The sequence below is a fragment of the Bacillus sp. AFS002410 genome, assembly GCF_002556365.1.
In the GTDB taxonomy this organism is placed as follows: domain Bacteria; phylum Bacillota; class Bacilli; order Bacillales; family Bacillaceae_G; genus Gottfriedia.
In genome coordinates this window covers 119,685-141,382 of the sequence record NZ_NUEU01000001.1, presented here as the reverse complement: position 1 = coordinate 141,382, position 21,698 = coordinate 119,685, and the positions used below count along the sequence as shown (strand labels likewise).

The 21,698-nt window shown below is 32.4% G+C and carries 18 protein-coding genes and 1 pseudogene; 4 read left to right on the top strand and 15 right to left on the bottom strand.

The annotated features are described in order from the left end of the window. Window positions 1–205: 205 nt before the first annotated feature. Entirely contained in the window at window positions 206–658 is a 453-nt protein-coding gene (locus CN692_RS00545; protein WP_098117061.1) for a hypothetical protein, read from the bottom strand. Window positions 659–879: 221 nt separating this feature from the next. On the opposite strand from CN692_RS00545, the gene CN692_RS00540 reads away from it, so the two are divergent. Then, window positions 880–1,401 (top strand): cupin domain-containing protein, encoded by a 522-nt coding sequence (locus CN692_RS00540; RefSeq protein ID WP_098117060.1) that lies wholly within the window; start codon window positions 880–882, stop codon window positions 1,399–1,401. Window positions 1,402–2,027: 626 nt separating this feature from the next. Here the strand turns inward: CN692_RS00540 and CN692_RS00535 are convergent. After that, complete coding sequence (locus CN692_RS00535) at window positions 2,028–2,555, bottom strand: SH3 domain-containing protein (RefSeq protein ID WP_098117059.1); 528 nt, start codon at window positions 2,553–2,555, stop codon at window positions 2,028–2,030. Between the two features lie 200 nt (window positions 2,556–2,755). On the opposite strand from CN692_RS00535, the pseudogene CN692_RS00530 reads away from it, so the two are divergent. Both CN692_RS00530 and CN692_RS00525 read left to right on the top strand, forming a co-directional pair. Then, window positions 2,756–4,315: pseudogene (locus CN692_RS00530) on the top strand (catalase); the annotation flags it as partial. A 312-nt stretch (window positions 4,316–4,627) separates the two neighbouring features. Next, window positions 4,628–5,062 carry an SRPBCC family protein gene (locus CN692_RS00525; protein ID WP_098117057.1) on the top strand — a complete coding sequence of 145 codons (435 nt, stop codon included), beginning with the start codon at window positions 4,628–4,630 and terminating at the stop codon, window positions 5,060–5,062. Window positions 5,063–5,506: 444 nt separating this feature from the next. On the opposite strand, the gene pbfA (CN692_RS00520) is transcribed toward CN692_RS00525, so the two are convergent. From pbfA (CN692_RS00520) to CN692_RS00490, 7 genes are all read right to left on the bottom strand, one after another. Next, on the bottom strand, window positions 5,507–6,880 hold the full coding sequence (pbfA, locus tag CN692_RS00520) for a (R)-1-hydroxy-2-aminoethylphosphonate ammonia-lyase (protein ID WP_098117056.1): 1,374 nt from the start codon (window positions 6,878–6,880) through the stop codon (window positions 5,507–5,509). A gap of 68 nt (window positions 6,881–6,948) precedes the next feature. After that, window positions 6,949–8,301, bottom strand: coding sequence for a (R)-1-hydroxy-2-aminoethylphosphonate ammonia-lyase (pbfA, locus tag CN692_RS00515; protein ID WP_098117055.1), 1,353 nt, complete (start codon window positions 8,299–8,301; stop codon window positions 6,949–6,951). Then, on the bottom strand, window positions 8,291–9,106 hold the full coding sequence (gene phnX / locus CN692_RS00510; protein ID WP_098117054.1) for a phosphonoacetaldehyde hydrolase: 816 nt from the start codon (window positions 9,104–9,106) through the stop codon (window positions 8,291–8,293). Before phnX ends, pbfA (CN692_RS00515) begins: the two co-directional genes overlap by 11 nt. Next, window positions 9,103–10,197, bottom strand: a complete 1,095-nt coding sequence (gene phnW, locus CN692_RS00505) for a 2-aminoethylphosphonate--pyruvate transaminase (RefSeq protein ID WP_098117053.1) — start codon at window positions 10,195–10,197, stop codon at window positions 9,103–9,105. The genes phnX and phnW overlap by 4 nt, the downstream gene beginning before the upstream one ends. A gap of 21 nt (window positions 10,198–10,218) precedes the next feature. Next, window positions 10,219–11,211 carry an extracellular solute-binding protein gene (locus tag CN692_RS00500; RefSeq protein ID WP_098117052.1) on the bottom strand — a complete coding sequence of 331 codons (993 nt, stop codon included), beginning with the start codon at window positions 11,209–11,211 and terminating at the stop codon, window positions 10,219–10,221. A gap of 43 nt (window positions 11,212–11,254) precedes the next feature. Beyond that, on the bottom strand, window positions 11,255–12,880 hold the full coding sequence (locus CN692_RS00495; protein ID WP_098117051.1) for an ABC transporter permease subunit: 1,626 nt from the start codon (window positions 12,878–12,880) through the stop codon (window positions 11,255–11,257). Further along, a complete protein-coding gene (locus CN692_RS00490; protein WP_098117050.1) occupies window positions 12,873–13,625 on the bottom strand; it encodes an ABC transporter ATP-binding protein in 753 nt (250 codons plus the stop codon). Before CN692_RS00490 ends, CN692_RS00495 begins: the two co-directional genes overlap by 8 nt. A 219-nt stretch (window positions 13,626–13,844) precedes the next feature. Here CN692_RS00490 and CN692_RS00485 point away from each other — a divergent pair, with 219 nt between their 5' ends. Beyond that, the gene (locus tag CN692_RS00485; RefSeq protein ID WP_098117049.1) at window positions 13,845–14,606 is read left to right on the top strand and encodes a DeoR/GlpR family DNA-binding transcription regulator; all 762 of its coding nucleotides are present in this window, start codon (window positions 13,845–13,847) and stop codon (window positions 14,604–14,606) included. Between the two features lie 1,636 nt (window positions 14,607–16,242). Here CN692_RS00485 and CN692_RS00475 read toward each other — a convergent pair. The 6 genes from CN692_RS00475 to CN692_RS00450 form a co-directional block, all read right to left on the bottom strand. Beyond that, entirely contained in the window at window positions 16,243–16,800 is a 558-nt protein-coding gene (locus CN692_RS00475; RefSeq protein WP_098117047.1) for a hypothetical protein, read from the bottom strand. Between the two features lie 270 nt (window positions 16,801–17,070). Further along, on the bottom strand, window positions 17,071–17,964 hold the full coding sequence (locus CN692_RS00470; protein ID WP_098117046.1) for a WD40/YVTN/BNR-like repeat-containing protein: 894 nt from the start codon (window positions 17,962–17,964) through the stop codon (window positions 17,071–17,073). Beyond that, window positions 17,961–18,428, bottom strand: a complete 468-nt coding sequence (locus CN692_RS00465; RefSeq protein WP_098117045.1) for a flavodoxin — start codon at window positions 18,426–18,428, stop codon at window positions 17,961–17,963. Before CN692_RS00465 ends, CN692_RS00470 begins: the two co-directional genes overlap by 4 nt. 44 nt (window positions 18,429–18,472) lie before the next feature. Then, window positions 18,473–18,868: a hypothetical protein gene (locus CN692_RS00460; protein ID WP_098117044.1), complete on the bottom strand. Its 396-nt coding sequence runs from the start codon at window positions 18,866–18,868 to the stop codon at window positions 18,473–18,475. Between the two features lie 569 nt (window positions 18,869–19,437). Next, on the bottom strand, window positions 19,438–21,060 hold the full coding sequence (locus tag CN692_RS00455) for a lactate permease LctP family transporter (RefSeq protein WP_098117043.1): 1,623 nt from the start codon (window positions 21,058–21,060) through the stop codon (window positions 19,438–19,440). A gap of 210 nt (window positions 21,061–21,270) precedes the next feature. Beyond that, complete coding sequence (locus tag CN692_RS00450) at window positions 21,271–21,483, bottom strand: hypothetical protein (protein WP_098117042.1); 213 nt, start codon at window positions 21,481–21,483, stop codon at window positions 21,271–21,273. Window positions 21,484–21,698: the final 215 nt, after the last annotated feature.

Below are 21,698 nucleotides of genomic sequence, written 5' to 3'. Positions count from 1 at the left end.
AATTACTATAGCTAACTCTTACTACTAAAGGATAGCCAAACATTCTCTATTTCATATTATACCTCATTTCAACTTTTTTTCGAAATGAATCGTTTCTTAAAATACATGTTTTAAGGAAAAAAATGAGCATAGGGTTAAAAGCTGGAAAGAATGCTAGAAAATCGTTTAAAACTAAAAAAATTACTTCTAGCTTGAAGTAATTTTTTCATATAATCTTTACTTTGATCAAATAAGTAAAATAATTATTCCCTTTCCAAATACCTTTTACTTCATATACTCTTTCCCCTTTTCTAGAACCAAGTGCAAAAGAATAGCTACCTTTACTATCTAAATTTTGGTTATAAATATATGAATTTTTAGTGGCGGTTCGCTCTAAAACTTCTATATTTTCGGGTTGCTTTGAAAAATGAATTTTTATAAGGTCCCCATGAAAGGCAGGAATAGCTGCATCTTCTTTAATATTTTGATCTGAAACATTTACTAATTTATCCTTATCCAATAATTTTCCCCAAGAATAATTTGCTATTTTATACGGTATAGTTTTATCTGCAAGTTCAAATTGAACTACTGGTTTTTCTTCTTTCGATAAAATGGTTTGATTAACAATGAGTGAAATTGTAAAGAACGCCAATAAATATAAAATTCCTTTTTTAAACATCGAACTTCCGCTCCATATTTTTTCTCTTAATAAGTTTAATGTAATCTATTTATCGTAATTTGTATATTGGGAAAATTCTGCCCATTTAACCGAAATTCTGAGAACTCAGATATTCATTTATATCCAGAAAAAATAGTTCATATTTTTTTACTGAAATCAACAATCTAATAAAGAATACTGTAATATGTAGAAGTAGAGTATACATTTTGGGGGTTAATTAAATGGTAAACATGAATCCTGAATATTGGATTTCCAAACTTAAATTAGAAGCTCATCCAGAAGGTGGATATTACAAATCTACCTATCAATCAAAAGAACAAATTTCAGATCAAGAATTATCCGTAAATTTTGATGACCACAGATTGCTTTATACTAGCATTTACTTTTTACTACAATCACATGATATTTCTCATTTTCACAGACTAAAATCTGATGAATTATGGTATTTCCACGCAGGCAGTTCATTAACAATTCATGTCATCCATGAAAATGGTCAATACGAAGAAATCAAATTAGGATTAAATTTAGAAAACGGAGAAGTTCTACAATATTTAGTTCCAAAAAATTCAATTTTCGGATCCTCAGTTATGGAAGAAAACACTTTTTCACTAGTAGGATGCATGGTTTCACCAGGCTTTGATTTTAAGGATTTTGAATTATTCACTAGAGTACAATTACATAAGAAATATCCCGAGCATAAAGAGATTATTAATAAATTAGCATATGAAGTACTTCCTTTTTAATTCTATATAAGGAAAAGGGGCAGTCCTAAAAGTCACCGTTACTGACTAACAGGCTGCCTCTATTTATTTTGAGATATATTTTTGATGAGTAGAAGCAAAACAGGGGTATTTTCGTTGTGTTTTTTAATTAGAGTGAATTTTATGGTCTCAATTAATTGAAATTTAGTAGAATTCTTTACTTTTTTAGCTGTTTAAGAAGAATTTGGGCAAATTTATTAATTTTCTAGTTTCGTGCAACTACTTTTGAACAATTATTAAGGGGAAATACCCTAACCGGTATGGGTAATATCTAATCTATTTTGGGGTGCTAGGGAATTTATTTGCAGTTTTACTAATTTTAATTGCAGATTCTCTATTTTTATTTGCACTTCGACATTTAATTGCAGTTCTACGATTCTTATTTGCACATTTCACTCTTTTATTTGCACTTCCACATCTAATTGTAGTTTCTGATTTCTTATTATCACTATTAAAATAAAACTGAGGATGCCCCTAAATTTTTAGGACACCCTCAGTTTATGGGGAAATGGAACAATGAAACAAATAGTGAAGATCATATTTTAAACTTCTCATTTGGATAAAATCAAAGTTATTTACTCAAGCGGTATGAAAATAGTTTAAAAACTTTACTTCATATTTAAATATTTAGTACTAGCAAATCCTTTTTTTCCATTGTAAGAAACGATTGCCCAATTATAATCGATTTGGGTTTTTCCAGTTGTTTGATAGCCAAGGAAACTAACTTTTGCACCCTTAGGTATTACCGTAAGAACTTTATTTTTTGTGCTAGGGCCAGTGCGTAAATTTAAATTTGCTTTTGCCTGAACTATAGTTGGGATCTTTTGTAAGTAGTTTGTGCTTACATATGCAATTCCGTTTTTGGTAGTAGTTGTTTTAATTTGTGCCCAGCTAGCATTATAGAATTTCACAATTTCGATTTGATCATTCTTTCTTAATGTGTCTACAACTTTTGAGCTTGTGTTTGGTGCACTGCGTACATTTAATACACTTGCAGTTACTTTATATACACTAATTGGAGCACTTACCACTGCTGCACTAGCATGAGTTGGTTGTGCTACTACTCCATTTGAGAATAATAATGCTCCTGATAATGCCATAGTTGAAACTAATGCTTTTACTAATTTTTTCTTCATTTTAATTCCTCCTCTCACTTTCTATCTCCATGATATTGAATCAATGTTTCGAACTTAAACATGAAATGTATCTAAGTTGTAAACTTTTTCAAAAAGACGTTTTAACAAACAGGAAAAATTTGCATATCCTTCCAAATAGATGGACATTCTAAATTTTGAATTTGTATAAATGGGGGCAAATTATGGATAATCAAGCAAACAATGATAATGATGAAATATTGACGAATCGACAAGGCCATCCGGTTACTGATAATCAAAATGTACGAACAGTTGGTAATCGAGGACCAACAACTTTAGAAAACTATGACTTTCTTGAAAAAATCTCTCATTTTGACCGTGAACGAATTCCAGAACGAGTTGTGCATGCTCGTGGTGCTGGTGCACATGGGTACTTTGAAGCTTATGGAAAAGTTGGAGACCACCAGATTGCTAAATATACTAGAGCAAAATTGTTCCAAGAAAAGGGTAAAAACACACCTGTATTCGTTCGCTTTTCTACGGTTGTGGGTGGTGGACATTCCCCTGAAACTTTACGTGATCCGCGAGGTTTCGCTACAAAGTTTTATACTGAAGATGGTAACTGGGATTTAGTCGGGAATAATTTAAAAATCTTTTTTATCCGTGATCCATTGAAATTTCCAGATATGGTTCACTCCTTCAAAGTGGATCCAGTAACAAATCTTCCTGACCCTGAAAGAATGTTTGACTTTCTTCATTTAACGCCTGAATCTCTTCATATGGTTACATTTATCTTTTCACCATGGGGTATTCCGGCTAACTATCGTCAAATGCAAGGGTCTGGTGTTAATACATATAAGTGGGTTAATCAAGATGGAGAAGCTGTTCTTGTTAAGTACCACTGGGAACCGCTAAAGCATGAAATTAAAAATCTAACACAACTAGAAGCAAACGAAATCCAATCGACTAATTATAATCACGCAACTCAAGACCTTTACGAAGCAATTGAAAAAGGCGATTTTCCAGAATGGGAATTATGTGTACAAATCATGAGTGATGATGAACATCCGGAGCTTGATTACGATCCACTTGACCCTACAAAGCTTTGGTGCCCAGAGAAGTTCCCTTTTTTACCTGTTGGAAAAATGGTACTAAACAAAAATCCAGAAAACTATTTTGCAGAAGTTGAACAAGTTGCATTTGGAACAGGTGTACTAGTTGACGGACTTGATTTTTCAGATGATAAATTACTTCAAGGTCGTACATTTTCTTACTCAGATACACAACGTCATCGCGTTGGAACAAACTACTTACAACTACCTGTTAATTCACCAAAAACTCATGTAGCTACAAATCAACGAGATGGTCAAATGGAGTATAAAGTTGATATAGGACCGGGACAAAATCCACATGTAAACTATGAGCCTTCATCATTAGGTGGATTAAAAGAAGCACCGAAAACTGGAAAGGATCATGAGCCTTCCTACAATAATAAACTTGTACGTCAAAAAATTGATCGACCGAATGACTTTATCCAAGCTGGTAACACTTATCGTGCTTTTGACGAAACTGAGAAAAATGAATTAGTTTCAAATTTAGTCGATGCATTAAAAATATGTAAACCTCATATTCAAGAAACGATGGTTAGCTACTTTACAAAAGCCGACGAAGAATATGGACGAAGAGTACGTGAAGGTTTAGAAAAAGCAAATAGCAATAGATCTGAACACACGAGTACCGAAGCCGCTGATGTCGCTTCTGACAAAGCGAAAAATATGGGGCATGAATCGGACCGATATTAAGAGAGGGGTAGGCTTGTGCCTATCCTTTTTTGATTGAGTTAGAAAATACGAACAAAATATGTACTTTATTGATAAAGTTGTGAACTTTGTTGATATAATGGTGTTTTTTGTTGATATAGTGAGGATTTTTATTGATAAACTACTGTTTTTTGTTGATAAACTTTATTGTAGCTCGGGAATGTGTTTTAGAAAGATAAAGTTTATTCACAGAATATTACGACTTAAAGTTCCCAATTCAGCGATAAAAGTTTAAAATAAATTTAATAGTTAATGATGATACATATTACATAATGTGAAAGTGAGTTGTTTTATATGAATAATGTTACTACGTTTAAAATTTTCAAGCCGGCAGAAGATATTTTTGAAGCTTTCGTTGATCCTGCTAAAATCGGTAATTTTTGGTTCTCTTCAAGCTCTGAAAGATGGGAAACAGGAAAAGTTATTACTTTAAAATACGATCTTTACAACGCAGAAGGTAAAATAAAGATCATCGAGGTTGAGGCAAACAAAAAGATCGTGTTCGCTTGGGGACCTACAGAAGAAGGAAATATCGTAACGATTACATTAAATGAACAAGACCAAGATAGCACGGTCATCGAAGTAGTCGAAGAAGGCTTTAATGAAAGCGACGATAAATATGTTCATCATTTAATCGACAATAAAGAAGGCTGGGTTTTTATGCTTAGCTGTTTAAAATGTTACTTAGAATTTGGTGTAACTAAGTTAAGAGGCGGATTAGTGAAATAAAAATTATTTGATAGATATAAAGGGTTGTCTAGTAATTCAGGTTGTCTGATTATTAGGCAGTTCTTTTTTATTTTGATTTGAAAACGTGGAGAGAGTATTTTAGTTTCCCGTTTCATTTGTAGCTGTTATTTTTAAACTTCTTTTTATATTATTAAGAGATTTGTATCCATTTTTTATTAAATTTAGAAGGAATTAAAGATAATTTGCTAGTTTACTTTTAAAAGCATCTACTAATGTGCTAATTTTGGTCGTAATAATGGGTTTTTTCTTAGCTTATTTGCGATTTTATTTGCGATTCCACAATTTTATTTGCGATTCCCCATTTTTATTTGCGATTCCACGATTTTAATTGCGATTCCACGATTTTATTTTCGATTCCACAATCACCCAAAAACATATTTACCAACACAAAAAGAGGCCCAAAAAAGTCCACTCTCGCTTTCTCTATTTATACACTTCTCCACTAACAACCATTTTAATCGCATCCTCTAACGTCCCTAAAATAAAATCAATTTCTTCTTTTGTTAATATAAGAGATGGTCGCATTGTTATAATATTACCTTCAATCAACTTGAATGCTAGTCCATTTTCCATGCACATATACATAATTGATTCGGCTTCTTCAATTCCTCTTTGCATTGTATCTTTGTTTTTTACGATATCAATTCCTAAATGAAATCCGATTCCGTCTACGCCACCAACGATATCATATCGAGCAACCATTTTTCGAAGTTCTTCAATTAAATATTGGCCTAATCGGTTTGCATTTTCTACTAAGTTTTCATTTTCAATATATTCAATTGTTGCTAATCCGGCAGTGGCACAAATTCCGTTTTTTTCATGTGTGTAATGTCCAATTGAGCGATTTTCTAGTATATTGTATTCTTCCTTTGTCATGATGCCAGCAAAGGGAAATAGTCCTCCACCTAGCGTTTTTCCTAAAACTAAAATATCTGGTGTAACATAGTGTTCGAACGCAAACATTTTTCCAGTTCTTCCAAACCCTTCTATTATTTCATCAAAGATCAGTAATGCTCCGTACTTATTACATAACTCTTTTACTTTCAGCCAGAAATTTTTGCTCGGCATAACTGGAGTAGCGCTGATTGGTTCACCAATTACGCAAGCTATTTCCCCCTCTTTTTCGAAAAGTAATGTCATTTGGCGAAGTATTTCATTATCGACATCTTCTTGGTTTGTAAAATTCCAAGGATTTCTTAAATAGTTCGGAAATTCAACATGCAATGCACCAGGAACCATCGGACCGTTTCCGCCTTTAAAGAGTTCTTCGCCACCAATGCTTGCTGCTTGAAAACCTGTTCCGTGATATGAATCCCAAAAGGAAATTGTCTTCCATTTACCAGTAATTTGTTTTGCTAGCATGACAGCCATTTCGATTGCTTCTGATCCACCAGGTGCAAATAAGACACGGTCTAATCCTCTTGGTGTTATTTCAACTAGCTTTTTGGCAAGGTTTATGGCTTGTTCATTTGTATATCTCCTTGGAGTAAAGGTTTTTTTTTCCTTGAGAGCATCGATTACTTTTTCAATAACATAATCATTATTAAATCCTGCGTTGTGTACTCCATTTCCGTGTAAATCTAAATATTTCTTTCCATCCATGTCATATAAATAAGCCCCGTCACATTTACTTAAAACATTTAAAACGGGCGTACTTAAACTTTGGTGTAAAAAGTATTGTTGATCTTCTTCAAAAAGTTCTCTAGCCTTTTCACTTAAATTACGATTCCAATAAGTATCTCTATTCGTTGAAGAATTAATATCACCTTGTTCCCTACTTACCAACTTACTAGTCATTATGAACTCTCCTACCTTATCATTTTCATAAAAAAAGTGTAGCTAAATATTAGCTACACTTATCCGAATTAACTAAACCTTTTCAAGCCTTCTTCAAGTAGTCCAACAGCAAACTCTAGCTCATTTTTTGTAACGATTAAAGGTGGATGCCAAGTTATGCAATTACCTCCTGAAAGCTTAAATGACAGTCCATTGTTTAAACAGTAATAAAGAACTTTTTCAGCTAATTCATCATTCTTTTCTTTTGTTTTACGAGACTTAACTAGTTCAATTGAGATTAATAGACCTGCAACTCGAATATCGCCAATTTTCTCATATTTCCCATAAAGCTCATCTAGTTTTGTCTTTACGTACTTAGATTGAATTTGGCAATTTTCTTCCAAGTTATAGTCATCTATATACTCGATTGTTGAACAAATCGCTGCACATCCTAATGCTGGTTTCTCATGTGTATAGTGACCAAGTGATATTTCTTCAGCAACATCATATTTAGTACGGGTCAGAACTGCCGCTTGAGGAATTACCGCTCCACCTAGACCTTTTCCAAGGACCAAAATATCAGGTTCGATGTCAAAATTTTGATGGACATAAAACTTGCCACTTCTCATTAAAGCTGTCGGAACTTCATCAAATATTAATAAAATTCCATTTCGATCACAAATCTCTCTTAGTCTCTTAAAGTAGGACTTTGGTGGAATATGTGTATCAGTTGCTCTAATTGGTTCTAAAATAATAGCTCCTATTTCACCTTCGTGCTCAATCATATATTCAATATGGTCTAGACAAAAATTGGCTACATCTTCATGAGATTCACTTTTTAATAGATTACGATATCCATTAAAAGGAATTGCTTTTAATGTACCAGGCATAAGAGGACCCATATCTTTTTTAAAAACAAATTCTCCACCAACTGAAATCGCATCTAAACCAGCACCATGGAACGATTCCCACAATGAAATAACTTTATGACGTCCGGTCACTTTTCGTGCAATTTTAAGAGCTAATCCAACTGCCGCACTTCCAGATGGCGTAAATAATACTTTATAATCTTTTGAAGTTGTTTTGTTTATTAATGCATTTGCAGCTTTAATGACTATTTCAGCTGTAAATCTTCTTGGAATAAAAGGAAGTTCATCAATTTGTCTTTTGATTGCATCAACTACATACGGGTTTTTATATCCCACTTGATGTGAGCTATTTCCATGAAAATCTAGATATTTATTCCCATTCACATCAATTAAATAGCTTCCTTTTGCATCTACAATCCCATTAAGACAAGGCGTAGACATCGATTGCTTTACAAAAACTAACTCGTCAGCTTGAATGACTTCTTTACTAATCAAATTTAATTGATCCATCCATTCTGTGCGTAGTTGACTTGAGTTAATATCGCCTTCTCTTTTCAAGTGATTAGTTAGCATTAGGCTTATTCCCTTTTAAAATTCCTTCATTTATTTTTTCAACTAACGTAGGCAACTCGCTCATTTGTTTAATCGTGAAGTCTGCACCATTTTGTATAAATGATTGTTCAGTTTTCGAAATGATTGCTTCTTTCTCACTTTCTGTTAAGCTATTAAACTCTTCTAAGCTAAGTCCCATTTCTGAACTTCCTATAATGACACCAACAGACCACACACCGGCATTAATTCCTTCTTTAATATCTGAAATTGTATCTCCCACCTTCACAACTTTCCAAGGAGCTGTTAATTTCAACACCTCCATATTGTGATAAATCATATATGGATAAGGTCTACCAAATGAATTTGTATCATCAGGTGTAATATAGAAGTCTGGATAATAGCCCTTCTTCTCAGCATTTGGAACAACCACATCCATCATTTTATTTGTATATCCTGTTGTTGAACCTATTTTAAGTCCTTGATTTCTTAATTCCTGTACTGCTTCGATGACTCCAGGAATTGGCTCCGCATAATCAGAAAGTGACGACAATAGAGCTGGTTCAAAGTTTGCATAAAGTATATTCACATCTTGTTCATTAAACGGTCTCTCGTATTTTTCAATCCAAAGCTGAGAAATTCTAGGCATTGATAGCATTTCACGAATATGATCGATTTTAAGCATTCCCATAGGTGCACGAGCTTCTTCCATTGTTACGTCAATTCCGGCATTTTTAAAAATATCAATAAACACATTTACTGGTGCAAAACATCCAAAATCAACTGTTGTACCTGCCCAATCTAAAATAATTCCTTCTACTTTATTCATTTCGTCAACACTCCCATATACTCTTCGATAATGTTACATAAACTTTGAATATCTTCTTCATAAATTTCGCCAATATTTCCTACACGGAATGTATCAGCATCAGTTAGCTTACCAGGATAGATCACATATCCTTTTTCCTTTATGAAGTAATAAAAGTTTTCAAAGCTAAACTGTTCACTTGGGAATAAAAACGTTGTAATAATCGGTGATTGGTTTTCCTCATTTATATAAGCGTGAATGCCAACTTCTTTCAGTCTTTTTCTTAGAAGGCTGTTATTATTTTGATAGCGTGCAAATCTAGCTGAAACTCCGCCTTCTTCAATTAATTCATCAATCGCTTTTGAAAATGCTGCAACAACATGCGTTGGAGAAGTAAATCGCCATTTACCATCCTTGTCCATTTCCTTCCATTGATCGAATAAATCTAAAGATAAACTTCTAGCAATTCCCTCGCACTTAACAAGTTTCTCAAGTTTTGCAATGACAAAGCCAAATCCTGGAACACCCTGGATACATTTATTGGCACTACTAATTAAATAATCAATTTCCAGTTTTTGCACGTCAATTTCAATGCCGCCAAAGCTACTCATTGCATCGATCACTAATGTTTTATTAAATTCTTTTGAAAGCTCAGCTACCATTTCAATTGGGTTTAAAATACCAGTTGTTGTTTCGCAATGAACCATCACGATGTGTGTTATAGCTTGATCCTTTTCAAGGATATCTCTTAGATCTTCCTCTTTTGGAAGTTCATCATATGCAATGCTATATTGAACGAAATTAAGACCTATATACTTAGCCATTTTTACGATACGCTCACCGTAAGCACCATTCGTCACAATTAATACTTTGTCATTTTTAGAGATTGTTGAACTAATAACGGATTCAACTGCAAATGTACCACTGCCTTGCATCAATACAACTGTATAATCCTCTTTTGAAGCTTTTGCCAAATCTAAAAGCTGAGTTCTAATTTTCTGTGTAATTTCTTTATAATCATTATCCCAAGTACATCGGTCAAAGAGCATTTCTTCTTTGACCGTATTTGTAGTTGTTAATGGACCTGGTGTTAGTAATTTATAATTTTTCATGACCCTTCATCCCCTTGATAATTATTTTGCAGCGTTAAAGAACTGTTGGTGATCTTCTAATAATTTAACTGATAATGGTTGACTAAATTTCATCGAATGAGCTGGTTTATGTTCGTCGCTAACAGTTTCTCCATTGTATAAAGCAACTGGGTAATCTTTGATTAAATCTTTACGAGCATCTTTAATAATGACTTCCGCCATTTTCGTTGCTAATTCATTTGATTTCTTGTCCTTTTTAACAACTGCAACTGATTCAGTTAGTGAGAAGTTTCCTTCTGTAGGATCCACATAGTCAATTGGTAAACCTGCATTTTTGTCTAGTACTGCTTGGTGACGTAATCCAAAACCTGCAGCAACTTCTCCAGCTTCTACTTTCTTAATTGGACCTGAACCTGAGCTTTCTAAATGTGGACCACAGTTTGCGATTAAATCATGTAAAATTGTTTTACCTTCTGTTTCTCCATATTGCGTAATAATCGCTTGAATTAATAACCATCCAGTTGAAGAATCCATGATATTCGGAATTGAAACTAAACCTTTGAATTCTGGTTTTGCCAAATCTTTAATTGAAGTTGGCATTGGTAATCCTTTTTCTTTCATTACTTTCGTATTTACAAAGATCGCTCCTGTGTTAGCTAAAATTGGTGTATAAAACGCAGGATATTTCTCTAATGAATTTGTTTTAAATGTTAAGTCTTCAAACATATTGTTTTTTTCTTGAGCACTATCTAAAAAGTATGAACTCATTGTTACTAAATTTGCTTCGATTTTGTCGCCTTCAGCCATAAGTTTTCCACCTAATTCAGAAGTACCAAATGTTTGGAATACATATTTCCCTTCATAACCTGCTTTCTTTAATGCACTTTCCATTGATGTAATAGCTTCTTCATCACCATTTGTATAAATAACAACTTTTCCTGAGGCATTCGTTTTTGAACTATTACATGCAGTTAATGAAAAAACCAAACATAATGCGAATACTGACAACATAATTCCCCTAAATTTCTTAAACATAAAATAACCTCTCTCTTTTGTTTTTTTTTATTAAACTTGTTGATTACCCCTGAATAACGCTTTTACGTTGAAAATAATCACAGATGAATTTAACGATTAAGTTCGTGAAAAAGATTAGTAGAGATAAAACAAATATTTCATCGTATTTTTGAAAGTGCTGAAGCTCTTTAATTTTGCTTGCAACTAAGGAAGTTTCAGCTGTTATTAAGAAAATGATCCCACTTACCGTTACCATTGAATTAATAAAGTAGTAACTAATCATTTCAAAAACGGTTGATTTAGAGTTCGGTAAAACAACTCTGTATATTGTCTTTATCCATGAATCTCCCATTAGTTCCCCAGTAGTCTCCCAGCCAGGATTCATTTTGGATAATGAGTTTTTCGCTAATAAATATGGTGTAGTAAAGAAGTGAACAATATTGCATAGAATGATGATCGCGAATGTTCCTTTTAAACTACTATTATTGAAAAATAGTAAATACGATAAACCTAAAACCATACCTGGAACAGTGTTTGTTAACATTGAAATTAAATCAATGACTAGCTTAGATTTATGTTTAATAGCTGTTCGAACATTTAATAATGCCGAGCTATATGCAACAATCGTTCCTAAAACCGCTGTTAAGATTGAGACAAATAACGAGTTTTTATAAACTCCTATTAAATCACTTGATTGAAAAGCATCGACGAAATGTTGTAGCGTAAAAGTTAATTTAAATGGATAACTAATAAAAAATGGTACGATGAACATTACTGCAAATACTGATAGAATCCCAACTAAGATGATTGTGGAAACTATTCCAAAACTAATATCTCGTAACTTGTTGGGGATCATTTCAACATTTGTAAACTTGTCATAATGAAAATTGAATTTTTCAAGATAGTTTAGCAATAAAACTCCAAAGACAGCTGGAACAAGCATTAATACCGCAATGACTGCACCATTATTAAAATTAGGAATCGCTCCAAGCATAACTTGATATAACTGGGTAGCTACAACGTAATATGTACCACCCACAGAAGCTGGAATACCGTAATCTGTAAAGCTTAAAATGAATGAAAGAACAAAAGCTCCACCAAGCGTACCAAGTAACGGGCGAATAATTGTATTTTTAAAACTTCTAAATGGACCATCACCCATTAGTTCAGATACAACCATAAATTTTTTATCAATATATTTAAAAGAGTTATTAATTAATAGGAAAGCAGCTGGTAATGTATAGATTACATATCCGATTAACAATCCATTAAAACCATAAATTTCAAATAGATTTCTTCCGATTAATTTTGTTATTAATCCTTGTTGTCCAAAGGAATAAATAATCGCAAATCCATATGTGATTGTTGGAAGTAACATTGGAATGAGAATAACGATTTTCATAAATCCTTTTAAAGGCTGAATCAATTTTGTACAATTAATCGAATAGGCCAAAATAAAGGCCAAGACTGTACTGATACAAGCAGTTAAAGTAGAAACCTTAATACTATTAACAATTGCTTGTACTAAGTTTTTGTCTGATAGGATTGTTATATAATTGTTTATCCCAAAACCATGATCCGTTTCAAATGAGCGATAAAATAATGAAATTAATGGCACTAATAGAAATGAGATAAATAATATGAATATTGCTATATAAATGACTCGCATTTCTGGTTTAACTTTATGCATATTTCTCACCAAATAAGTTGTAAATATTATGTCTCTTAATTTGTAGCTGCTTTAATATAAACTCCTCTACAAAACGATTCTTTGGTTCATTTATTATTTCGCTTGGCGTACCAAATTGTGAGATTTTACCTTCATTAATAATTAAAATTTTATCTGATAAAGTTAAAGCTTCTTCTGGATCATGTGTAACGATAATAGTTGTTAGTTTAAATTCTCTTGCAATCGATTTAATACGCTCTTTAATTGATTCCTTTATGACACCATCTAGTGCACTTAAAGGCTCATCTAATAGTAAGATTTCTGGTTTTGTTACTAATGTTCTAGCAAGTGCAACTCTTTGTTTTTGTCCTCCAGAAAGTTCCCCTATTTTCTTATTTAAATGTGGCTTTAACTCTAAAAAGTCAATATAGTCTTGCAATTCTTGATCCGAAACAAGACCTTTCTTATTTCTTAAACCGTAAACTATGTTTTCATAAGAATTTAAGTTAGGAAAAAGCGCATAATCTTGGAAAACAATATTGAATCCTCTATTTTTCATTGGTGTTTTAGTAATATCTACATCATTAAAAATTATTTGTCCTTGATCCATTTGAGTTAGTCCTAAAATGAGGTTTAATAATGTTGTTTTTCCACTTCCACTTGGACCAAGTAATGAAACAATTTCTCCTGTATTAATTTCAAGATTTATATCCGATAATACGACTTTTTTATCAAACTGTTTGCTTACGTTTTGTAGTTTCAGCAAACTGTCCACCTCCTTAAGTACAACCTAAGTATAGAATTCGTATGTAAATCCAATTAGCTTTTTAAGTAAATAATATGTAAATTATAAGTAACTTTTGCATAACTTATGCATATATTTACATTCTTTTAACCAAATATTTGCATTACTACTATTGAAAATATGCATTCATTTCAATTAAACTGTAAGCACATATTATTAAATACGAAAATAGGTGAGGTTATGTTTCCACTTGAAAGACAAAACAAAATAATTGATTTATTAAAATCAAACAATGTTTTAAAAATAACTGAATTAACGGAAGCTCTAAATATATCGACTGATACATTACGAAGAGATTTAAACCTACTGGAGAAACAAGGTAAAATAGAGAAAATATATGGCGGCGCGAAAATAGCAGAATCGAAGTTTTTTGAATCTTCTATGGAAGAAAGAATGGTAAGCCACTTAGAGGAAAAAGAAAAAATAGCCAAAAAATGTGCTGAACATATTGAAGATGGAGATTGTATCTATTTAGATAGTGGTTCTACTACACTGCAAATTGCGAAGTTTATAAGGGATAAAAAGAATTTAACAGTCGTTACAAATTCGATACCAATCATAAATGAACTAATAAATAGTTCAATTGAGCTGATCATCATCGGTGGTAAAATTAGACGAAATGAACAATCGGTTGTTACGTACGATTATTTGTTTAATTTTAATGAATTAAATATATTAAAGACGTTTATTTGCGCCAGTGGAATTACAATCGAAAAAGGAATTTCTGATTATAACTTAGAGGAAGCTATTACAAGGAAAAAAATAATCGAGTTATCAAACATAAATTATGTAGCAGCTGACAGCACTAAGTTTGGTAAAAACGTCACTGTTCACATCGCTCCACTTGAAAAAATTGATTATATTATTACTGATTCTCAAATCAATAAAAGTTTTATTTCTAAATTTAGTAAGACAGATACACATTTGGTGGTTGCAGAATAGAGTTATGAAAAGCAGGAGGGTCCCTTATTTAGGGACCTTCCTGCTTTTCAAAAAAGAACTTGTCAATTAATCAGCAATATTTTCAATGTAAAAGAAGCTTTTTGATGTTGATTTCCACTACAGGATTCTCGCTTTCCATGGGGCGAGACCTGAGCCTCCTCGGCATTGCCGAGGCCGCTGAAAAACTACATGATTTTTGAAAATGTTCAATTCCCTAAATTTCCCATCCCCACTTTCATCTCTAAAATGGGATGTAATATAGATTATCATTCCCACTTTAGCTATAAAAAACAAAGTTTTTATGGGATTTGATTTTTCCGAAAAAGTAATTTTTAACCAAAATTTACTTTTTCATTGGCCTAGCATTGCCTGCGGGGTCTCAGCCTTCCTGCATCTCCCATAGGAGTCGAGAACCCCTCCGTTCCAATCAACCTATTCAAAATAAAAAAGTATGTAATAAAGCACCTTATTAGTCCCCTTTAGTTTGAGAAAAACACAGATTAGACACTCAGTAACTTTGCGAATAACTATAAATCGTTTACTTATAAACAAATAATTAAGTTTGTTCTTCAAACAATAAGCATCTCAATAATTTATATTCTGAAAATGAGCGATTACTAAAGTTCGTCGGTATTTCAAAAACAAATTATCTATTAAAACAAATCAATAGCATCATCAAAAGAAATTCACCATCAAATAGATCTAGTAACATTTTAACTATTGACTATTATATATTTCAACACTCTGAGGGTCTCTAAATTAAGGAACCATTTTTCTTATATTTCAAATGAAGACGGAAGTAATATATAAAAGTAAGTTTTAGTGGGATGTAAGTCATTTGAGAGAATCGCTAATAAAAGAAAAAAACACCCAATCTAATTGGGTATTTAAGGGACATTTTCAAAAATAAGATATGATTCCAACCAAGACAACAAAAGCTACATAAACTATTAATATGCTCCCAAAAACTCGTAATATTTTTTTGTTAAATTTCTTACCAATCTTCAAAATGATGTAAATGACAAGCGCCATAAAAAAGAGCATATTTAATATAGGTAAAATCGCGTAAATGAAATCGAACATATTAATCTCCTTTTATTCCAAATTTCATTATGGTCAAAATAAACTCCTTTGTTATTTTCTTAACTTTATAATACAACGCAGAAATTCATTTGTAATTTGGGGGAATTTTGACCTTTTATAACTAGTTGCACAAGGAACAAACTTAACTATTAAGTTAAAGGATAAAAAAATACTGGAATGCCCAATTCGCTTTGAACTCTTTTGGCTAATAATACCCCCGTTGCATTATGTTTAATTTTCTTATCCTCTGGAAGTGTAGGTTCATTAAACAAATCTATCGATCTTTGATAATCAAGTACCCATGCTATTAAATCTTTATACAACTCTTCAGAGATACGAAAGTCATCAATATCAAGATTCCAATTACACTTAGCACACCAAATTGGATCGGCAAAATCCGCTTCTACTCTGTATGATTCATCATGATTACATTTAGTTTTAATAATAATAAAATACCCCTTTTTCTATTTTATGAATATTACTCTTTTACATTTGAATTTCCTAATTCTTACAAAATAGTATAAAAGGAATTCAAAAGGTTTGTTAAGTTATGTTATTTAATTTGCTTACCATCTTTATCAAAATACTCATATTCAAACCTATATTCATGCCCATTTAGAGGTTTAGGAATATTTTCTAATTTAATGAATGAAGCTGATTTTGGATGTAAAATAAGTACAAATTCTTTTGTGGATTCACCTATAACTGTTAATTTTATTTTAGCCACAGATGTATCTGCATTTGTAACTACAAGTACGTGATCTGAGTGCATTACTTTTCCTATTTTAACAAAAAACAACTCATCAGTAGAACCACGTTTACTTGCAGCATATGTCCATTTATAGTTTCCATCTTTATTCTTATAGAAATGAATATATGCAGGAGAGTTATCATATAAGAAAGCAACTGTTCGGTCATGACCATGATTAGAATCAAAAATTTTTAGGATTTCAATTGCGTCTTTATTTTCATAACCATCAATCGAATGAATCGTTTTTACAATATTTTTTTCATTATTTCCATTCATTTGAAAAGAAGGTCTTATGAGAATGTATACTACTAATAGTATCAATACAGCTAAAAATATGATGCCTTTTTGGGATTTAAGCATAACACCACTCCTTTTAACTTTTTTCAAAAGATGGGGATTAGCTATCCTTTCAGCATAATACTCAGTTTAAAAACACAGGTTAATTAATATTCTTATGCAATTCATCTGGCATTTACTACAATAAAAATATCAATATACTTTGATTCCATCATTCTATTTATGCCTTTCATACCGTTTATATAATTTAGGAGAATATCCTATTTTTTTCAAATAGACCTATACTCAAAAAAATAGAAGCCCCGATCGGAGCTTCCATTTTCCCTGTCCTTATTAACACACTCTTTTCGAATCTTTCTCAAAAAATCTAGTTTCATATTGTCCAGCTACAATGTAGTTTTCATTTTCATTACAGATTCTCCAGCCATGACCTTTTACGTAATCGCATGGGACAATTAGCTGACTTTCTAAATATACTCTTGAAACGGTGCTGTAACCAGAATCATTTTGACTTGAGCTAGTGTAGACGATTCCGTTATGTGCACAAATATCTAAGTAACTTCCATTGTTGATTGTACTGTGGCATTGATCCCAACGTCCATTTTCTGCGTAAAGACTTTTGATTGAAGAATATTCTACAACTCCGTTTCTGCCCCTACATGAACCACTTACCGTTATTAGTAAATCATTATTCACTAGCATTGATGAAATCATTTTATCAGACTCTGTTTTTACTCGAGTGATTTTAAATGTTCCTAAGTCTAACATCCAAATGCCACCATTAATTGGATGAATTTTTGTTCCGATAAATAATGTATTTCCATGTAAGCATAGTGAGCGAATGGAAGGTGGTTTGTTGACTTTAAATGGTGAAATAATCTTCCAGGTCTCACCATAATTTGTTGATATGTAAATTACTTTATCTCCATGCGCTACGACAAGTCCTTTTGCATTACAGCATACGCTCCATACGCTCGCTTTTGTAGGAAACTGTTCGATATTCCAGTCTTTCCCTTCGTTTATACTCTTTATGAATATCCCATTATCGCCAACACCATATATTGTTCTTCCTACACATTTTAAATCACGAATCTGATTTTTTATTGTAGGGAAACTAAATGTTCGGTTTCCATCATTGTCAATGATGATTCCATTATTTACAGTAGCTATAATCGTACTACCATTTTCAGTTCTTGTTACTGCTGTAGAACTGAACATGTTATTCATACAGTTCCCTCTAATTGGTCTTCGAATTGGCTAATAAAGCTAATGGCAAATGTGACACAACTCTCTATGTCTTCTTCTGTTTCTGGTGCGAATTCTACTTTTAATCCTTCCTCTACTATTTCAGCTCCACATTCTTTTAATCGCTCTTCTAATATGTCTACTGCAGCACAAAACTTAGGATAAGCGTGATCACCAGAGCCAAATACAGCTGCTTTTTTACCAGTTAACTCTAAGTTTTCAAGGTCATCATAGAAATCTTCAACTTCATACGGAAGCTCTCCATCACCCCATGTATAAGCTCCTAATATGATTCCATCAAATTCTAATAATTTCTGAGTATTAATATTTTCAATTTCTTTCATCTCAATATCATGTCCCATTGTATCTATACTTGATTTAATTAACTCAGCTATTTCCTCTGTATTACCTGACATACTTGCAAAAGCGATTAAAATTTTAGCCATTTTTCTCTCTCCTCAAATCTTACGTTTTTATTTATGACAATTATTTAAACAGCATCTTTATTTGTAAAAAATCTATTCTTTAATTCTTTTAAACTACGTAAATCATTTGCCATTGTTAGAAATGCTTCTCGATCATTCACATCAAGTGCTTCGTTTATTTTAAAATTCAAATGATTTATTTTAAGGTCAATATCCCACAATGAACAAAGTACTCCGCTTTCATATAAACCTTCTATATCTTCAACATGTAAATAAAACTCAAAATCACTGTTATTATCAATTAAATAATGCCAACCTAAGCAATCCACATACTTTCTCTCACTTGTCATTGTCCATAAATCACCTTCATTGAATTCAATCATGTGTTGATGCTTTTGACCTGGACAACAACATGTTACTTGCTGATGAAACGGCTCTAAAATAATAAAATGTTTATCCATCATCGGCCTCCTTAATGGCTCTTCTATTCTAATTCGAGCTTTTTATTTTAAATAAGGGAATCAATCATTTTCATGATATTGATAATCATTTTCAATTGTAATTTTATATGATAATGATTATCAATGTCAATTAAAAAATCGAAATCTTTTTTCTTCATGTCACTTTTAAATTTTTTATCCCCTAGAAAATAGCCCTTTTTATAGTGTTTCGACGATTTAAGGACAAGGCAAACAAAATATGTCATTTGTTCATAAGGGTGTGAACTTTGCTCATAAAGTAGTTGTTTTTGTGCATATGCCTCTGATTTTCGTGCATAAGCTGCAGTTTTTCATCCATAAGCCACAGTTTTTCATCCATAAGCCACTGATTTTCGTGCATATGCTCCTGTTTTTCATTCATAAGCTACAATTTTTCATCCTTAAGCTAATCGTTTTTGTGCATAAGACATTTGTTTTCCTTCATGACACTCTGTTAGCTTGAGCATATGCCCTTATCTTTCAATGTGAACACGATTGAAAACGCAAAAAAAACCATAAGAAATAATATCTTATGGTTCAAATTCCTATCCTTAAAATATAGTCCAGCTAACAATACCTATTAAAACTAATAGTGACAGGCTGTACTTTACTGTCATTTTAAAGAGCTTTGATTCTTGTCCAACAAGGCCAACTGCTGCTGTTGCGACTGCTACTGATTGTGGGGAAATCATTTTTGCCATTGTTCCTCCCATTACGTTTACGGCAACCATTGTTTCTGGGAGGATTCCGATTTGTGCTGCTGTTACGGCTTGTAATGGTGCAAATAATGATCCACTATTTACAACGGAACCTGTTAGGAATACGCCGATCCAACCAAGTATTGGTGAGAATAGTGGGAACTTGTCTCCAGTAGATGCGAACGCTAGTCCAAGCGTTGATGACATTCCTGAATAGGTACAAATGTAGGCAAAAGCTAAGACGCTACAAATGGTTAGTATTGGTGATATTAATTCTTTAAAAGTTTCACTGGCGGTCTCTTTAACTAAATTCCAATTACATTTAAAAATAATAATCGTTAAAATAGCTGCTAATACAATGGCCGTTACAGTTGACGAAAATAAATCTAATTTATAAACGGCTGCATAAGGTGTATCAGTTGGAACAATTGGCGGTTTTCGAATAATTAAATTATTCAAAGCTGGTACAGGTATTAAAAATACAAGTTTCGCCAGTGCTCCTCCGGGTGCAAATAGAGCTTTAATAAAGTTTAAATTAAAAATTGTCACAAAAACAGTTAGTAGAATAAACGGTAACCATGCATAGATGATTTGATTAAATGAATATCTTTCTTCTGCGTTTGAAGCTTTACTTTCTGTTTGTTGAATTTTATAAATTTCTTTTGGACTCCATATGCGTAAAAATAATGATACTGCAACTAAACTTATTATTGCTGCAAATATATCAGCAAGTTCTGCGCCTAAAAAATACAAAACAGCAAATTGTGTAATGGCGAATGAAATTCCATTAACTAAAATGGCTGGAAGTGTTTGTCTAATTCCTTTAAAACCATCGATGATAAATACAAGTAAAAATGGTACTAAAATGCTTACTAGTGGAAGAACGAGAGCAGTATATCTACCAACTGTAAGTCCATCAAGACCAGTCAATTGTGCTGGTACATTAACAGGTATTCCCATTGCTCCAAATGCTCCACCAGCAATGTTTGCGATTAAGCAGATCGCCGCAGCATTTAATGCATTAAAACCAAGCCCAACTAGAATCGCAGCAGTAATGGCAACAGGCGCACCAAATCCTGCAGCACCTTCTAAAAATGCGCCGAATGAATAGGCCACCAAAAGAACTTGAATTCGTTGATCTTCCGTTATGGATGCGATACTTTTTCGAATAATACTAAACTGACCAGTTTTAGTAGTTAGTTTATATAGGAATATTGCTGCTAGTACGATTGATGCAACTGGCCAAATCCCTGCCAATATTCCATATACAGCAGATGACACAATCATTTTTATCGGCATTCCATAAACTAAAACTGCAACAATACCTGCAACAATAATGCTTAATGCCCCTGCTATATAACCTCTTAGTTTTAAAACTGTTAATGCGATAATAAAAAATATAATTGGAATAGCTGCCATTAATGCAGAAAGCCAAATATTATGTAAAGGATTATATATTTGGGACCATGTTGACATATTTCGTTAGACTTCCTTTCCGTAAAATACCAATTCTTCATTTATACGGATAGAGTCACCAATCATTTGTTAAATATTCTACATAGTAAACTTTTAATGGATAGATTTTCTTGGAACTGGAGAGTTTTAGAAGAAGTTAGATAGAAGTTTATAATTTAGATCTTATCCTAAATTAAGATAGACATTTTCTTAATTTAGGATCACATTAGTTTAACCTTCAATAGAAAAATCACCTTGTTTATCCTTCATAAAATAAGGACTTAATACAAAAATTATACCAGTTATTACGATCACTACTCCGAAAAGCACGTAATAAGTTTCATTTGATTTATTTATTAAATTGCGTACAACATCGATATATTTTAATGCACTTAATAAAATAAGTACCCCAATTAACATGTAATTTGCTTTTTTAAATTCCATTTCTCGTCCCCTCCTTATAAAAATACTATCATAATTTTATTTCGTAGACCCCCGGTAATATTTTCATAAAAAGTTCACATTTATTACTTTACAATAAAAAAAACTCGCCGATTGGCGAAGATAGAGGGGTAGTTTCACTTATACTTAAATCCTAAAATTGGAAACTACGTCATTTGTTCTTCTCCGCTGCTAATTTATACTTTCTTAATGTACAA

What these genes read in the sequence shown, in the direction of transcription:
- CN692_RS00545 (WP_098117061.1), bottom strand. Translation starts at nt 658, where the DNA reads ATGTTTAAAAAAGGAATTTTATATTTATTGGCGTTCTTTACAATTTCA.
- CN692_RS00540 (WP_098117060.1), top strand. Translation starts at nt 880, where the DNA reads ATGGTAAACATGAATCCTGAATATTGGATTTCCAAACTTAAATTAGAA.
- CN692_RS00535 (WP_098117059.1), bottom strand. Translation starts at nt 2,555, where the DNA reads ATGAAGAAAAAATTAGTAAAAGCATTAGTTTCAACTATGGCATTATCA.
- CN692_RS00525 (WP_098117057.1), top strand. Translation starts at nt 4,628, where the DNA reads ATGAATAATGTTACTACGTTTAAAATTTTCAAGCCGGCAGAAGATATT.
- pbfA (WP_098117056.1), bottom strand. Translation starts at nt 6,880, where the DNA reads ATGACTAGTAAGTTGGTAAGTAGGGAACAAGGTGATATTAATTCTTCA.
- pbfA (WP_098117055.1), bottom strand. Translation starts at nt 8,301, where the DNA reads ATGCTAACTAATCACTTGAAAAGAGAAGGCGATATTAACTCAAGTCAA.
- phnX (WP_098117054.1), bottom strand. Translation starts at nt 9,106, where the DNA reads ATGAATAAAGTAGAAGGAATTATTTTAGATTGGGCAGGTACAACAGTT.
- phnW (WP_098117053.1), bottom strand. Translation starts at nt 10,197, where the DNA reads ATGAAAAATTATAAATTACTAACACCAGGTCCATTAACAACTACAAAT.
- CN692_RS00500 (WP_098117052.1), bottom strand. Translation starts at nt 11,211, where the DNA reads ATGTTTAAGAAATTTAGGGGAATTATGTTGTCAGTATTCGCATTATGT.
- CN692_RS00495 (WP_098117051.1), bottom strand. Translation starts at nt 12,880, where the DNA reads ATGCATAAAGTTAAACCAGAAATGCGAGTCATTTATATAGCAATATTC.
- CN692_RS00485 (WP_098117049.1), top strand. Translation starts at nt 13,845, where the DNA reads ATGTTTCCACTTGAAAGACAAAACAAAATAATTGATTTATTAAAATCA.
- CN692_RS00475 (WP_098117047.1), bottom strand. Translation starts at nt 16,800, where the DNA reads ATGCTTAAATCCCAAAAAGGCATCATATTTTTAGCTGTATTGATACTA.
- CN692_RS00470 (WP_098117046.1), bottom strand. Translation starts at nt 17,964, where the DNA reads ATGAATAACATGTTCAGTTCTACAGCAGTAACAAGAACTGAAAATGGT.
- CN692_RS00465 (WP_098117045.1), bottom strand. Translation starts at nt 18,428, where the DNA reads ATGGCTAAAATTTTAATCGCTTTTGCAAGTATGTCAGGTAATACAGAG.
- CN692_RS00460 (WP_098117044.1), bottom strand. Translation starts at nt 18,868, where the DNA reads ATGGATAAACATTTTATTATTTTAGAGCCGTTTCATCAGCAAGTAACA.
- CN692_RS00455 (WP_098117043.1), bottom strand. Translation starts at nt 21,060, where the DNA reads ATGTCAACATGGTCCCAAATATATAATCCTTTACATAATATTTGGCTT.
- CN692_RS00450 (WP_098117042.1), bottom strand. Translation starts at nt 21,483, where the DNA reads ATGGAATTTAAAAAAGCAAATTACATGTTAATTGGGGTACTTATTTTA.